At 48.3% G+C, this 13,218-nt stretch carries 12 protein-coding genes, 1 pseudogene and 1 riboswitch; of the genes and pseudogenes, 8 read left to right on the top strand and 5 right to left on the bottom strand.

Translation table 11 applies throughout. From position 1 onward, the window contains the following. The first annotated feature begins 4 nt into the window (after positions 1 to 4). From R3E63_01320 to R3E63_01310, 3 genes are read left to right on the top strand one after another with little or no spacing between them, the layout of a single operon-like run. Entirely contained in the window at positions 5 to 1,435 is a 1,431-nt protein-coding gene (locus R3E63_01320) for a UbiA family prenyltransferase (GenBank protein ID MEZ5538602.1), read from the top strand. Continuing rightward, the gene (locus R3E63_01315; GenBank protein ID MEZ5538601.1) at positions 1,435 to 2,736 is read left to right on the top strand and encodes an FAD-binding oxidoreductase; all 1,302 of its coding nucleotides are present in this window, start codon (positions 1,435 to 1,437) and stop codon (positions 2,734 to 2,736) included. Before R3E63_01320 ends, R3E63_01315 begins: the two co-directional genes overlap by 1 nt. A gap of 18 nt (positions 2,737 to 2,754) precedes the next feature. Further along, the gene (locus R3E63_01310) at positions 2,755 to 3,492 is read left to right on the top strand and encodes an SDR family oxidoreductase (GenBank protein MEZ5538600.1); all 738 of its coding nucleotides are present in this window, start codon (positions 2,755 to 2,757) and stop codon (positions 3,490 to 3,492) included. A 4-nt stretch (positions 3,493 to 3,496) separates the two neighbouring features. On the opposite strand, the gene R3E63_01305 is transcribed toward R3E63_01310, so the two are convergent. The 4 genes from R3E63_01305 to R3E63_01290 form a co-directional block, all read right to left on the bottom strand. After that, positions 3,497 to 3,904 carry a MaoC/PaaZ C-terminal domain-containing protein gene (locus R3E63_01305; GenBank protein ID MEZ5538599.1) on the bottom strand — a complete coding sequence of 136 codons (408 nt, stop codon included), beginning with the start codon at positions 3,902 to 3,904 and terminating at the stop codon, positions 3,497 to 3,499. Positions 3,905 to 3,906: 2 nt separating this feature from the next. Further along, positions 3,907 to 4,392 carry a MaoC family dehydratase N-terminal domain-containing protein gene (locus tag R3E63_01300; protein MEZ5538598.1) on the bottom strand — a complete coding sequence of 162 codons (486 nt, stop codon included), beginning with the start codon at positions 4,390 to 4,392 and terminating at the stop codon, positions 3,907 to 3,909. A 116-nt stretch (positions 4,393 to 4,508) separates the two neighbouring features. Next, positions 4,509 to 5,699 carry an acyl-CoA dehydrogenase family protein gene (locus R3E63_01295; GenBank protein MEZ5538597.1) on the bottom strand — a complete coding sequence of 397 codons (1,191 nt, stop codon included), beginning with the start codon at positions 5,697 to 5,699 and terminating at the stop codon, positions 4,509 to 4,511. Between the two features lie 154 nt (positions 5,700 to 5,853). Continuing rightward, positions 5,854 to 6,171: a TRL-like family protein gene (locus tag R3E63_01290; protein MEZ5538596.1), complete on the bottom strand. Its 318-nt coding sequence runs from the start codon at positions 6,169 to 6,171 to the stop codon at positions 5,854 to 5,856. 220 nt (positions 6,172 to 6,391) lie between these two features. Between R3E63_01290 and R3E63_01285 the strand changes: the two genes are divergently transcribed. From R3E63_01285 to R3E63_01265, 5 genes and pseudogenes are all read left to right on the top strand, one after another. Further along, entirely contained in the window at positions 6,392 to 7,660 is a 1,269-nt protein-coding gene (locus R3E63_01285; protein MEZ5538595.1) for a 6-phosphofructokinase, read from the top strand. A 4-nt stretch (positions 7,661 to 7,664) separates the two neighbouring features. Continuing rightward, positions 7,665 to 7,943 carry a polyhydroxyalkanoic acid system family protein gene (locus tag R3E63_01280; protein MEZ5538594.1) on the top strand — a complete coding sequence of 93 codons (279 nt, stop codon included), beginning with the start codon at positions 7,665 to 7,667 and terminating at the stop codon, positions 7,941 to 7,943. An 80-nt stretch (positions 7,944 to 8,023) separates the two neighbouring features. After that, complete coding sequence (locus tag R3E63_01275) at positions 8,024 to 8,338, top strand: hypothetical protein (GenBank protein MEZ5538593.1); 315 nt, start codon at positions 8,024 to 8,026, stop codon at positions 8,336 to 8,338. A gap of 57 nt (positions 8,339 to 8,395) precedes the next feature. Continuing rightward, positions 8,396 to 8,908: a hypothetical protein gene (locus tag R3E63_01270; GenBank protein MEZ5538592.1), complete on the top strand. Its 513-nt coding sequence runs from the start codon at positions 8,396 to 8,398 to the stop codon at positions 8,906 to 8,908. 11 nt (positions 8,909 to 8,919) lie between these two features. Then, positions 8,920 to 10,942 (top strand): annotated as a pseudogene (locus R3E63_01265) (LTA synthase family protein). A 13-nt stretch (positions 10,943 to 10,955) separates the two neighbouring features. Here the strand turns inward: R3E63_01265 and R3E63_01260 are convergent. Further along, positions 10,956 to 12,875 (bottom strand): TonB-dependent receptor, encoded by a 1,920-nt coding sequence (locus tag R3E63_01260; protein MEZ5538591.1) that lies wholly within the window; start codon positions 12,873 to 12,875, stop codon positions 10,956 to 10,958. Between the two features lie 114 nt (positions 12,876 to 12,989). Beyond that, positions 12,990 to 13,212: riboswitch (cobalamin riboswitch) on the bottom strand. Positions 13,213 to 13,218: the final 6 nt, after the last annotated feature.

Here is a 13,218-nt window from a genome sequence, read left to right as displayed (position 1 = left end):
CGCTATGAGCAACCCGATTCCACTTTGTGTCGATATGGATGGCACGCTGCTAAAGATAGACACATTGCTGGAGTTACTGATTGGTGCGGTTAAACAGCAACCTTGGGTAATTTTGCTGTTGCCTCTGTGGTGTTTTCGCGGGATTGCGTTTGTAAAGCGATCGCTTGCAGCACGCTGTGCTTTGCGCGTGGATTTGCTGCCAGAGAATGTGGAGTTCGCGGCATTTTTGCAGCGTGAAAAGAATCAAGGCAGAGACCTGTATCTAGTGACAGGCGCGTACAGTGATGTGGCAGAACAAGTGGCTGCACGCTACGGCTTTTTCTCTGGCGTACTTGCTACGACAGATAAAAACCTCACAGGAAAAGCCAAAGCGGATGCGATGGTTAATCAGTTTGGTGAAAAGGGCTTTGATTATGCTGGAAACAGTACAGTAGATTGTCCTTGTTGGGAAAGAGCGCGACAGTGTTATTTGGTTAATGCCAGTCCTGCAGAGACAAAAAAAATCAACGAGAAAATTGTATTCACGGAAAAATTTGATTTGCAGAGTGGCTTAACGCTGGCGGTGTTGCTGCGTGCTCTGCGCATTCACCAATGGGCGAAAAATGCATTGATATTTGTGCCTTTGCTGGCGGCGCATCGCGTTCTGGAATGGGAATTGTTGCGCGATACGCTGCTGGCCTTTTTGGTTTTTGGTTTTTGTGCATCATTTTCTTATGTGCTGAATGATCTGTGTGACCTAGATGCCGACCGGCAACATCGCAGTAAATGTAAAAGGCCTTTTGCCAGTGGAGTATTGGCAATTCCTTTGGGATTGGCGGTAGCTGCAATTTTGGCGCTGAGTTCGGTGTTGATCTCATTCATGCTGCCGTTGAAGTTTTTTTATAGTTTGTTGATCTACTTTGTCGTAACGCAAGCTTACACACTGCGTTTGAAGCATATTCCTATACTTGATGTCGCTGTATTAGCTGGTTTATACGCTTTGCGCGTGATAGCGGGCGGATTCTCTGCTCAGGCTGAAACTTCTTTTTGGTTGTTAGCTTTTTCATGTTTCATCTTTTTTAGCTTGGCCATAGTAAAGCGTTTGTCAGAATTGCAAATTGTAGAAGTAGATAGCAGCAATACTTCTATACAATATCGTGGTTATCGAACAACCGATACACCTGTGTTGATCGGTTTGGGCACGGCAAGTGCCATGATGGGCGTATTGGTTTTAGCTTTGTACATCAATAGCCCCACGGTTACTGCGTTGTATAGCAGTCCACGCTATTTATGGTTGTTGTGTCCCATTATGGCGTTGTGGCTGGGTCGTGTATGGTTGATCACTGGTAGAGGAGAGATGCACGACGATCCAGTCATTTTTGCATTGCGTGATCGCCTCAGTTGGCTGTTCTTTGTTTTGGCCGGAGTATTTATGGTTGTTGGAGCAAATTTCTAATGACAGCAACGCGTCATTCTTGGGGGCGCTATTTCCATTACCAACAAAAAGAATTTGATTTTTGTTGGCAGCAAGATTCACTACCACAAGTCGAAGTTTCTTTGTTGCCATATGGCTTGGGTCGTAGTTACGGCGATAGTTGTTTGAACGATGGTGGTGCTTTAATTCACGCGCGCCATCTCGATCATTTTATTCAGTTCGATAAAAGTACGGGTGTGCTGTGTTGTGAAGCTGGCGTTACGCTGGCAGATATTTTGAACTTATGCGTGCCAGAAGGATGGTTTTTACCCGTTACACCTGGAACAAAGTTTGTGACAGTGGGCGGTGCGATTGCCAACGATGTGCACGGAAAAAATCATGTCGCTGACGGCACATTTGGACGACATATAAAGTCATTTGAATTGTTGCGCAGCAGTGGAGAGCGGTTGCTGTGTTCGCTAACAGCACAGCCAGAATTATTCGCAGCAACGATCGGTGGTTTAGGATTAACGGGCTTTATTACTTGGGCTGAGTTGCAATTAATTCCCGTACACAATGCCTTTGTGCAGGACGATTCTTTTCAGTGCGACAATCTAGATCATTGTTTACAGCTGTTTGAACAATCGCGCGAGACGCATCGCTATCGCGTGGCGTGGATAGATTGTTTGGCGCAAGGTAATGCTCTGGGGCGCAGTATTTTTTCACGCGCTAATCACTGTGCAGATACTGCGTTACCTGTGGTGCATCAGCCTAAAAAGAAGTTGTCTGTGCCGATTACTTTCCCTCCCTATGTGTTGAATCGCTACAGTGTGCAGGCGTTCAATGCTTTGTATTTTCGCAAGTTGCGTGCGCGCAGAAAACAATCGCGTTTGGATTACGATAGCTTTTTTTATCCCTTGGATAATATCCATCACTGGAATCGCATCTACGGGCCACGCGGATTTTTGCAGTACCAATGTGTTGCCACCAAAGAACCGCGTGCCGCATTACAAGCTTTATTGACGAGAATTGCGCAATCCGGTCAGGCTTCTTTTCTCAGTGTGTTGAAAGAGTTTGGTGATTTGCCTTCACCCGGGATGCTTTCGTTTCCGCGTCGCGGCTACACCTTGGCGCTGGATTTCCCTAATCTCGGCGCGAGCACTTTGAATTTACTGAATGATTTGGATGCTATTGTGCGCGAGGCAGAAGGCGCTATTTATCCAGCCAAAGATGCGCGTATGTCGCCAGTAATGTTTCAGTTGAGTTATAAAAACCTTGACGCGTTTTCTGCGTATATTGATCCAAAGTTTTCTTCCAGCTTTTGGCGTCGCGTTTGTCCGTAATAAAATAAAGGAGAGTACATGAATATTGTTATAGCGGGAGCGACTTCGGCGATTGCGCAGGCTTGGGCGCGATTGCGTGCGGTACAGGGCGATAGTTTTTATTTGTTGGGCAGAGATAGTCAAAAGCTAGAAGCCGTTAAAAATGATTTGCTGACGCGCGGTGCGCGGGAAGTGTTGATACAGATTGCTGATTTTTCTCAGTCACAAAATTACGCAGAGCTAGTTGGTGGTATTTATACAACATGGTCGGTGGTGGATGTAGTTTTGTTTGCGCAGGGCAGTATGCCCACACAACAATCGTTAGAAGAAAATATCGATAGCATTCGTCCGCTGTTTGAAATCAACGCCATGAGTTATATGCAACCAGCGGTCTTGTTTGCTGAACGCATGGCGCAAAAAAACTCAGGCAGCGTGGTGTTGATTTCTTCGCCCGCTGGAGATCGCGGGCGGCAGAGCAATTATTTTTATGGCGCGAGTAAAGCGGCGGTGACGGTGTTTGCCAGTGGTTTGCGCAATCGCATGGCAAAAAAAGATGTGCAGGTGCTGACGGTTAAGCCCGGTTTTGTCGATACGCCGATGACGGCGGGTATGGATAAAAGTGGTCCGCTGTGGGCGCAACCAGAGCAAATTGCGCAGTGCATTGAGCGCGGTATTCAGAAAAAAAGTGATGTAATTTACGCGCCGTGGTTCTGGCAATACATCATGCTAATCATTCGCCACATCCCTGAAAAAATCTTCAAGCGTTTATCGTTGTGATTTTTTAGTGTGGCAGTGTAAAGGTTACGGTAGCCGTGGTTTTTGCCACATCGCCCGTATTGAGCGTGATAACGGCTGTGATGCTTTGCTCATCTTTGGCAGTAATTTCGCCGCGTAAAATCATTTCGTCGTCAGGACAAAAAGAATCTTTCATACGAAATGACATTTTGCGTATGTCGGCGGCTGCGCCCGCCCAGTCGGTGATGAATTTGCTAATCCAGCCGGCTTGCGATGGCGAATTGAGAATAATGCCGCGCAAGCCCGCTTTGGTCGCAGCTGCGTGATCGTGATGGATGGGCTGCCAGTCGCGCGTCGCGGCGGCTGCGCTGATAATTTTTTGCGCGCTTAAAGTTGTGCGCTGTTCAGGAATGGTGTCACCCACTTGTACGCTAGCGGCAGTCAGTGCGGGCATGATCAATTCCTGTTGTAGCCGAAAAAATTCAGTGTTTCGATGCCGGCGATTTCATCGCGCTGGTTTTTGTAAGTGACATCAATCACCCAACTACGACCCGTGCCGAGTTTATTGGTTTTCAATTCACTCACTTCGCGCAGTGATTGCTCGGCGCGCAACTTATCGCCCACGCGCACGGCAACACCAAATTCAAAGCCGAGTTCACTGACAATACCGCGCGGCAGTTGCAGTAAATCTTTGACGCGAAAATGCAATTCCAACGGGCGATTTTGTGGCTGATTACCGCGCGTTGGTGTCCACGGATGCGGGCGGTTGTACGCGCTCAACATCCCCGGCGGTGAAATGCCTTCTTGCCAGTAACGCGGGTTGCCGTCTTCCACTGCAGAGCAAAAGTTTTCGATGGCAGATTGCTCCACGCACACTTCGGCTTCATCAACGACGACAACTTTGCCTATCCAGTCTTGAATTTGTTGCGGTAGTTCCGACACAAACACTCCTTGACCCCCTCGCCCCTCTGGGGCACTCCCCCTACTTCGCAGGGGGAGATCGCATCCTCCACTATGTAATAGGGGAGGTGCCGCGTAGCGGTGGAGGGGTCATTTTTTTACATCACCAGCGGCAATTCAAGACCGCGGCGCGCGATGATATTTTTTTGCACTTCAGAAGTGCCGCCGCCGATGGTGTCCAACGCAGTCGCGCGCAGTGAATGTTCCCATTTACCGTGGCAAGGTGCGTGTTCAACACCTTCGTGCAACATACTGCTAGGGCCGAGAATATCGAGCGAAGCATTGGCAAGGCGTTGACCGAGTTGTGTGCTGAACAATTTACACATTGCCGCTTCAACGGTCGGCACGCCACCTTTCACGGCGGCAGCAATGACGCGGCGTTGCAACATCACAGCAGTTTCTAAATCAGTAGACAATTGCGCGACCAATTTGCGCACATGTGGATCATTTTTTAATGGCTGACCGTCGCGTGTTTCCTGTTTGATCATATCGACAAACACTTCAAATTTTTTCTGTAGTGGGCCGACGGTGTAGAGCGTGAAGCGTTCGTAGTCGAGTGCTTCGCAGATGTACACCCAGCCTTTGTTGAGCTCGCCGACCAGTGCGTCTTCCGGTACGAACACATCGTCAAAAAACACTTCGTTGGTGCGATGGTCGCCCATGGTTTTGATTTCGCGCACGGTGATGCCGTCGGAGTTCATCGGAATCAAAAATAAAGAGATGCCTTTGTGTTTCGCCGCTTCAAAATCGGTGCGCGCCGCGAGCCAATACCATTCGGCAAAATGTGCGGAAGTGTTGAAGATTTTTTGACCGTTCACTTTCCAGCCGCTGTCGACTTTTTCCGCTTTTAATTTCAGGGAAGCGAGGTCAGAGCCCGCGCCAGGCTCGGAATAGCCCAAACAGAATTCGATGTCGGCGTTGAGGATTTGTGGCAAAAATTCGCGTTTTTGTTTTTCAGAACCGTGGCGAATCAGCGTCTTGCCCACGCAACCTACGCCTTTGCCGATCAAAGGTGCGCCCACGGAGGCCAGCTCTTCGTTGACGAGGTATTCGAAAATACCCTCTTTGGCTTGGCCGCCGTATTCCACGGGCCAGCTCATGCCGAGGAAGCGTTTCTTGGCCAGTTGCTTGTTGAATTCGCGGCGTTCAGGGCTGTCAGCCAGCATAGAGTCGGCTTCGCGGTCGGGGCTCATGACTTCCTTGGCGTAGGGTTTCTTGGCTTCTTCTGCCAAGAAAGCGCGCACATCGCGAATGAACTGTTGCTGATCGGGGCTGAATTCAAAATCCACGGCAAGCTCCTCGGTGAATCGTTGTCGGAATCGGGGGCGCTATTTTCGCTGGATTGTGGGGGCGGTGCTAGTGAAAAGTGAGGGGAGGGGCTGCGGATGTTACAAAAGCCAGATAAAGAGAAGGCTCCCGAGGGAGCCTTCTGCTGCGAGCTGATCAGTCGCCTTTAACGATGGTGCAAGTTTTACCGAAGAAGGGGTAGAAACCTTGTGTGTGGAAGTCAGCAGTAGACACTTCGGTGATGCCACCATTGGCTTTAGCTGCTGCAATAGAGGCGTCGCCACTGTTGACCAAGCCGATGATGGTAGACGCACAAGCGGTACCAGTTTTGCTAGTGCCGCGGTGAGAGGTGGCCACGATGGGGCCTTTCACATTGGTGATTAAGCCAGTTGAAACCGGAGTGTAGCCTGTGGCACAGCCGCCTAACAGGGCAACAGAGGACAGAGCTGCGATAGTGGCAATTTTCTTCATCATGATAGATTTCCTTTTGTCAGTTTGAGATGTTGTGTTTCTCGCCGACCATATCCGGCGGCAGGCTCAGTAAACCACAGGTATCCCGTGTCGCCAAGCAGCATTTTATCTCATAAGGTCTTTCAGTAAGATGGCGCATCGCGTATCTCAACTTTCGTTGACATATATCACCTGATCACTAGGAACTTTTATGCCTGTCAGCAAAAAATCGACTCCAAAAAATATTGCCAAGAAAAATGCGTTTTATGCGCAATCGGGAGGTGTGACTGCGGTCATTAACGCTTCAGCGGCGGGTGTAATTGAAACCTGTCGCGCACACAGTGACAAAATTGGCAAAGTGTACGCGGGCGCAAATGGCATCATCGGTGCATTGCGCGAAGAGTTGATCGATACCGGTAAAGAAAGTGCTGCGACTATTCATGCGTTAATTCATACGCCATCAGGTGCGTTTGGTTCTTGCCGCTATAAATTAAAAGGTTTTGATCAACATCGCGCTGAATACGAACGCTTGATTGAAGTGTTTCGCGCGCACAACATCGGTTATTTCTTTTACAACGGCGGCGGCGATTCTGCCGATACCTGTTTAAAAATTTCGCAGTTGTCAGAAACGATGGGTTATCCAATCCAAGCCATTCATGTGCCTAAAACAGTCGACAATGATTTACCGATTACAGATAACAGCCCTGGTTTTGGATCGGTCGCAAAATATGTTGCCGTTTCAACAAAAGAAGCGGCGCTGGATGTGGCTTCGATGTGTGAAACATCCACCAAAGTTTTTATTTTGGAAGTGATGGGGCGCCATGCCGGTTGGATTGCTGCTGCCGGTGGTTTGGCAGCGGAACAGGAAGGCGATGCGCCACACATTATTTTGTTTCCAGAAGTTGCGTTTGATAAAGCCAAATTTTTGAAGCGTGTAAAAGAAACCGTCACTAAAAATGGTTATTGCGTGGTAGTGGCCAGTGAAGGTGCGCAGTACAAAGACGGCACTTTTTTGGCGGATGCCGGCTCTGTGGATGCTTTTGGTCACAAACAGTTGGGCGGCGTGGCGCCAACCCTCGCGCAAATGGTGAAAGAGGAATTGGGTTACAAATACCATTGGGCGCTGGCAGATTATTTGCAGCGCGCAGCTCGCCATATCGCATCCAAAACCGATGTCGAGCAGGCGTATGCAGTGGGTAAAGCGGCGGTGGAAATGGCGCTAAAAGGAAAAAATGCAGTGATGCCTGCGATCACGCGCGGCACGGGCAAAAAATACAGTTGGACAATTACCGAAGCGCCGCTGGCAAAAGTCGCCAATGTCGAGAAAAAAATGCCACGCGATTACATCAGCAAAGACGGTTTTGGTATCACGCCAGCTTGCCGTGAGTATTTGGCGCCGCTGATTCAAGGTGAAGATTATCCACCGTACAAAAATGGTGTGCCGCAGTACGCGCGCTTGAAAAAAGTGATGGTGGAGAAAAAAATCAAAGCGGATTTCAAGGTGAGCAAGTAAACGCATGGCGACAATCAAAATTAGCCATGCGCACAAATTGCCAGAGCGCGCCGTGCGCGCTGCGCTTGATGAATTGATTGAGACGCTCGAGGACGAGTATCAAATTGTCAGCACATGGCATGGGCAGCGCGTGGAGTTTCACCGCAGCGGTGCCAGCGGCACGCTGACGCTGCAGCCGCATCAGGTGGATGTCGAAATAAAACTGAGCATGGTGCTATCGATGTTTGAGAAGAAAATTCGCAGCGCCATTACTGCCTTTTGTGAGGAAAAATTAGCCAGTTAATCGCTGGCAACATTCACAATCTCTTCACGTTTGCCCTGCTTGAATGCCGCACCTTTGCGTGCGGATATCCGGGTCGATTCATGCCTTTTTCTAAGCAGTCATTCAGCCACAAAAAAACCGTTTTACTGTGTCTCATCGTCAGTGCCGCATTAGTGCTGGGCACGCTGGCTTGGCTGCGTTTTGCGCCGGTTACGGCGGCGGAGGGCTGGACAGTAACGGTGGCGCAAGACAATTTAGACCGCATCGTTTCCTTGGCGCGTATGCCCGATAACAGCATTTTTGCCACGCTGTCGGAGAAACAGCATCTAGGAGATAAAGGCAAAGGACGGTTGATTAAGCTGGATATTCCAGCGCAAAAATACACGGTGCTGGCAGAAGGATTTATACAAACCTGATGGCTTGCTGCCTTACAACGGTGGCGTGGTGTTGACGCAGGGTATCCAGAAAAGTCGATGCTGTTTTGGAAAGATGGCGTGATGCAAACCTTGCTGACTATCGTCAAACCGGAATCGATAGTGTTGAATTCGGATGGGCATTGGTTGGTGATTGAAGATGCTGCCAATGGTCGCCTACTCGACATTGATCCCAAAACCTATCAACAAAAAGAATTGGTGGGCGGCTTTGATTCCGGCGAAGGCGTGTGCGTGGACAAAAATAAACGCATCTTTGTGGTCGATAACAAAATCCCCGACTTGTTGGAGTATGTGGATGGCAAGCTGCGCCATATTCCCGCTAAGATGCGCGGCGCAGGGTTTTTGCGTTGCACCGATAAAGGTATTTGGATTACCGAAGATATTACCAATAGCGGGCATCTCTGGTTTTACGATTACAAAAACTTTTATGCCGTGGCTTCGCACTTGCACGCGCCACAATCAGTTTTAGAAGAGAGTGATGGCTCTATCCTTGTGGCTGAACAAGGGCGTTCGCGGCTGTTACGGTTTTCTCGCATAGAGGTTTCTGAGTGAGCAATTCATCAATGAATAAACAATACACTTTAGCCAGTCACTGCAAATTTATGCTGTTGGCTATGCTCACAATGATGATGCTGTTTTCCTTGGCGCGGGTGGCGCTGTATCGCTACAACATTGATTTAGCCAGTGCGTTATCTGCAAAAGATGTGTGGATAAGTTTTGGTATCGGTTTGCGATTTGATTTGATGGTGGTCAGTATTTTTTCTGTACCGCTTTTGGCTGGATTTATTTTCCCTGCATCATCTAGACTGCGTAAGTTTTTTATTGTCTGGCTCTCTTTTGTTTCGTCAATTTCCATTTTTTTCTGTATAGCTGAGTTGGATTTTTACCGTGAGTTCCATCAAAGGCTCAACAGTTTAGTGTTTGAGTACATGAAGCAAGACCCTAAAACAGTTATCAGTATGTTGTGGAATGGATTTCCGTTGTTTCGCTACTTATTGGCGTGGGCAGTGTTGTCTGGATTGATTTATTGTTTCTATCGCTGGTTGAGTGCAAAAACGCTGAGAGCGACACAAAGCGAACTGATTGGTAAAAATGCAGCGCCTTGGTGGTTGCGCTTTGTGCTTTGCGTGGTTGTGATGTTTGCGTTAGTGCTGGGCGCGCGCGGCACGCTGCGCGAAGGTCCGCCATTGCGTTGGGGCGACGCATTTCACGGACAAAATCTTTTTGCTAACCATTTGGGTTTGAACGGCGTGTTTACTTTGTATAAAGCTACGCGCACTGGCAATGGCAAAACCGATAAAAACTTTTGGCTGAATGCCATGCCGATAGAGCAGGCGACAGCAATTGTGAAAGATTTATTGCTCACACCTCAAGACGCGTTGGTGGGCGGCAAAGAGCATCCTCTGTTACGCACACACAAAGGCAGCCCGATTACACACGCTGCCAATGAAAAAAAACCTAATGTTGTTGTTATTTTGATGGAAAGTTTTTCTGGTGTGTTTACCGGTGCGCTGGGGAATGATCTGAACATCACGCCTTCGTTTGACCAAATTGCCAAACAAGGCCTGTTGTTCACGCGATTTTCAACGGCACACGCATCAAGGGATGTTTGCCACGTTCGCGTGTTTCCCCAATTTGCCCGGCTATGAATACTTAATGCAGGAGCCGGAAGGTACGCACAAGTTTTCTGGTTTGCCCTTGCTGTTGCACAGAGAGGGCTATCAAAACATCTACATCTATAACGGTTCTTTTTCTTGGGATAACCAAGAAGGATTTTTTCGCAATCAAGATGTCACAAAATTTATTGGTCGCGATGATTTCGTGAATCCTGTTTTCGTCAATCCTACTTGGGGTGTGTCTGATCAAGATATGTTTGATCGCTCCGTCACAGAATTAAATGTGCTCGCAAAAAATGACAAGCCGTTTTTTGCGATGCTGCAAACTTTATCGAATCACACGCCTTATGCCATGCCTACGCCGCTGCCGGTTCCGGCAGTTACAGGACAAGGCATCTTGAACGAACATTTAACGGCAATGCGTTATGCGGATTGGGCGTTGGGACAGTTCTTCCAAAAAATTGAAAAAGAGCCTTGGTATAACAACACGATTTTTGTTTTGGTAGGTGACCACGGGTTTAGCACCAGCAATCAAGTCACGGATATTGATTTGCTGCGCTTTCGTGTGCCACTGTTAATTATTGGCCCTAAAGTGCGTGAAACTTTTGGCGCGACTACCGATCGCGTTGCAACACAAAATGACATTGCTCCAACCGTGATGGGTTTGATTGGTGATTCGTTTACGCATCAATGTTGGGGGCGCGATGTATTGTCGGTGAAAGACACGGGTTTTGCGCTGATTAAACCATCAGGCAATGATGAAATTGTCGGTTATGTGCGCGACAGTCATATCGTGATTAAACGACCCAATGCTACACCGGAATTGTATCGCTACGATGTCAAACAAACGGCGCATGCAGAATTGTTGAATGATGAGGTGGAAAACAAACAAATGGCGACAACGCTCGCTGCTTTTGTTGAGCGCGCCACGCGCAGCCTGCTGGATAACACAGCAGGTGCGGGGCAGTAAGAGCGTGTGTTAATTACAACGCAGGTGTGTAGGTGATAGTTGCCATATAACCAAAGCCTTCCGTGTTGTAGCGTTCGTTGAGGTGATATTCCTTATCAAATAAATTGGTAAGTTTTAATTGCAGCTTCACTTCTTTCGTGAGGTTGTAACCGGCGCGTAAATTTACCAAGCCGTAGCCGCCTTCAACATTGTTGTTCCCGCGATCAGTGTAGCGTTTGGTTTGTGCAATCACTTCTGTGCCGAATTCAAATGCCCCCCAATTTCGACTGACATCTAAATTCATGCTGGTGCGTGGGCGATAAATTAAAAGATTATCGTGATCAGCTCCTTTGCCGTCATAACGCGCATCGATATAGCTGGTGTTGAAGGCGATGTTCCACTCTTGAATCGCAGTGGCTAATTCAAATTCCACACCTTGAATCTCGGCTTTATCGACATTGCTCGGTGTATAAAACCAAGAGCCAGCGGGTACTTCTGCCCATTCGATCAGTTGATCGACATTATTTTCAAATACATTGACAGACCAAGTACCCCAAGATGGCGTGCCTTTTAACCCAATCTCATAGTTGATGGACTCTTCTGGTTTTAAGTTAGGGTTGCCCGCTGACCAAGGCGTGATAGGCCAAAACAAATCATTAAATGTTGGTGCGCGAAATGCAGTGCCGTAAGAAGTGACGAACTTCAAATCGTCGCGCAGTGTATAGCCATAACTGATATTGCCGGTGGCGTTGTTGTGGTATTGCTCGTGGTTGTCATTGCGCAAACCCAATACTAATTGGTGTTTACCTATCTCCATTTGTTCTTGGAGAAAAGTGCCGACATTGTCGCGTTCTTTAACCGGTTTTCCCGTAGCGTCAGTGAAAGTGGATGTGCTTTCTACTTCATCGTTGTAGTAATCCACGCCGCCGGTAAATACATGATTGACCTCGCCTGTTTTGAAAGAAAAATCGTTCTGCCAGCTCGCAGAAGTCCGGCGCGTGACAAACTTACTGAAAGTAGCTTTGTTCAAATCATCAAAATCTTCTGATGTATTTCTCGTTTCGCCAAGTTGCACGGTGCTTTTCCAAATATCACTAACGACAGGCTGCTCCCATTTGAAAGAAGTGGTTTCTAGGCCTGATCTTGAATAGGGCTGAGCGGTGGGTAAAAATCCATTGTCGTATTCGTTTTCGCTATTGGATTTATAATGTGATAACTGAATATCGGCGTCATTATCAAAGTGATAGCCTAGTGACGCGCCGATTGTGGTATTGCGATATGCATCGCGATCAAAATTGGTGCCAGCATCATCAATCAAATAATCAATACCATTGGTGCCGTAGTGAGAAGCAGAAAAACTGCCACGGAAGCCATCTTTTGCGCCGTTCACACTCAACACTGTTTCCTGCGTGCCGTTTTTCCCAAAACCGTAAGAAATTTTTGGATGCAATCCCGCTTTGCCACCCTGCTTGGTGAAAATTTGTATCACACCACCAATAGCATCTGCGCCGTATAAACTAGAGCGCGGGCCGCGCACAATTTCGATGCGCTCAATTTGATTAATATCCAGCGATTCCAGCGGCGAATTACCGAGTGTTGCACTGTTAATGCGTTGGCCGTCGATCAAAAATAAAGTGTGTTCTGAGTCTGTTCCGCGTAAAAATAAACTCGCAACGGAACCTTGACCGCCTGCGGTACTGATGCTCACGCTGGGAATACGACGCAATAATTCTGTCACGCTATTGGCTTGAAACTGTTCGATGTCTTCTTGTGTATAAACTGTGGCGGGAGCAAGAGTGCTGGCGGCAGTTTCTTCTGTGCGCGTTGCCGTCACTAAAACAGTTTTTAACGTGTTGTCGGCTGCTTTTGTGTTGTCGTCATCCGCTAAAACGGGTTGCGTCAATGTAGCGAGTAGAGTGATGGATAGTGTGGTGTGCAGTGAAAAATATTTCATAAAAACCTCAATGCGATGTGAGTGACATGCGTTTGAGGAGGGATACGGAACAGGCGAGACATCCTTGCACACCAGCCGGATGAAGCCCTCCGCTCATCGTAGCTATTGGGAATTTGATTCCCGTGTGTCGCAGGCCGGTCTCCGGGCTCACAGGTGGCGATTGCCGGTTGGCGCCTTCCCATGCGGCTCTTGTGAGCGATGCACAGTGGCGTGTTGCCAACCTAAACCTGTTTACCGTTGCGGGGGCAGCGTTGGGATGATCGCAAGCGATGGCACCAACTTCCCATTTCACCAGCGGCCAGAAAGACGCGCCGGAACCTGTAACAGCGGGCGGCACTGTAGC

The organism is Pseudomonadales bacterium, assembly GCA_041395665.1.
In the GTDB taxonomy this organism is placed as follows: domain Bacteria; phylum Pseudomonadota; class Gammaproteobacteria; order Pseudomonadales; family UBA7239; genus UBA7239.
The sequence above is the reverse complement of the archived record's forward strand: the minus strand, read 5'-3'. Positions and strand labels throughout refer to the sequence as shown.

Coding starts and splice junctions, on each gene's coding strand:
- R3E63_01320 (MEZ5538602.1), top strand. CDS start 5: ATGAGCAACCCGATTCCACTTTGTGTCGATATGGATGGCACGCTGCTA.
- R3E63_01315 (MEZ5538601.1), top strand. CDS start 1,435: ATGACAGCAACGCGTCATTCTTGGGGGCGCTATTTCCATTACCAACAA.
- R3E63_01310 (MEZ5538600.1), top strand. CDS start 2,755: ATGAATATTGTTATAGCGGGAGCGACTTCGGCGATTGCGCAGGCTTGG.
- R3E63_01305 (MEZ5538599.1), bottom strand. CDS start 3,904: ATGCCCGCACTGACTGCCGCTAGCGTACAAGTGGGTGACACCATTCCT.
- R3E63_01290 (MEZ5538596.1), bottom strand. CDS start 6,171: ATGATGAAGAAAATTGCCACTATCGCAGCTCTGTCCTCTGTTGCCCTG.
- R3E63_01280 (MEZ5538594.1), top strand. CDS start 7,665: ATGGCGACAATCAAAATTAGCCATGCGCACAAATTGCCAGAGCGCGCC.
- R3E63_01275 (MEZ5538593.1), top strand. CDS start 8,024: ATGCCTTTTTCTAAGCAGTCATTCAGCCACAAAAAAACCGTTTTACTG.
- R3E63_01270 (MEZ5538592.1), top strand. CDS start 8,396: ATGCTGTTTTGGAAAGATGGCGTGATGCAAACCTTGCTGACTATCGTC.
- R3E63_01260 (MEZ5538591.1), bottom strand. CDS start 12,875: ATGAAATATTTTTCACTGCACACCACACTATCCATCACTCTACTCGCT.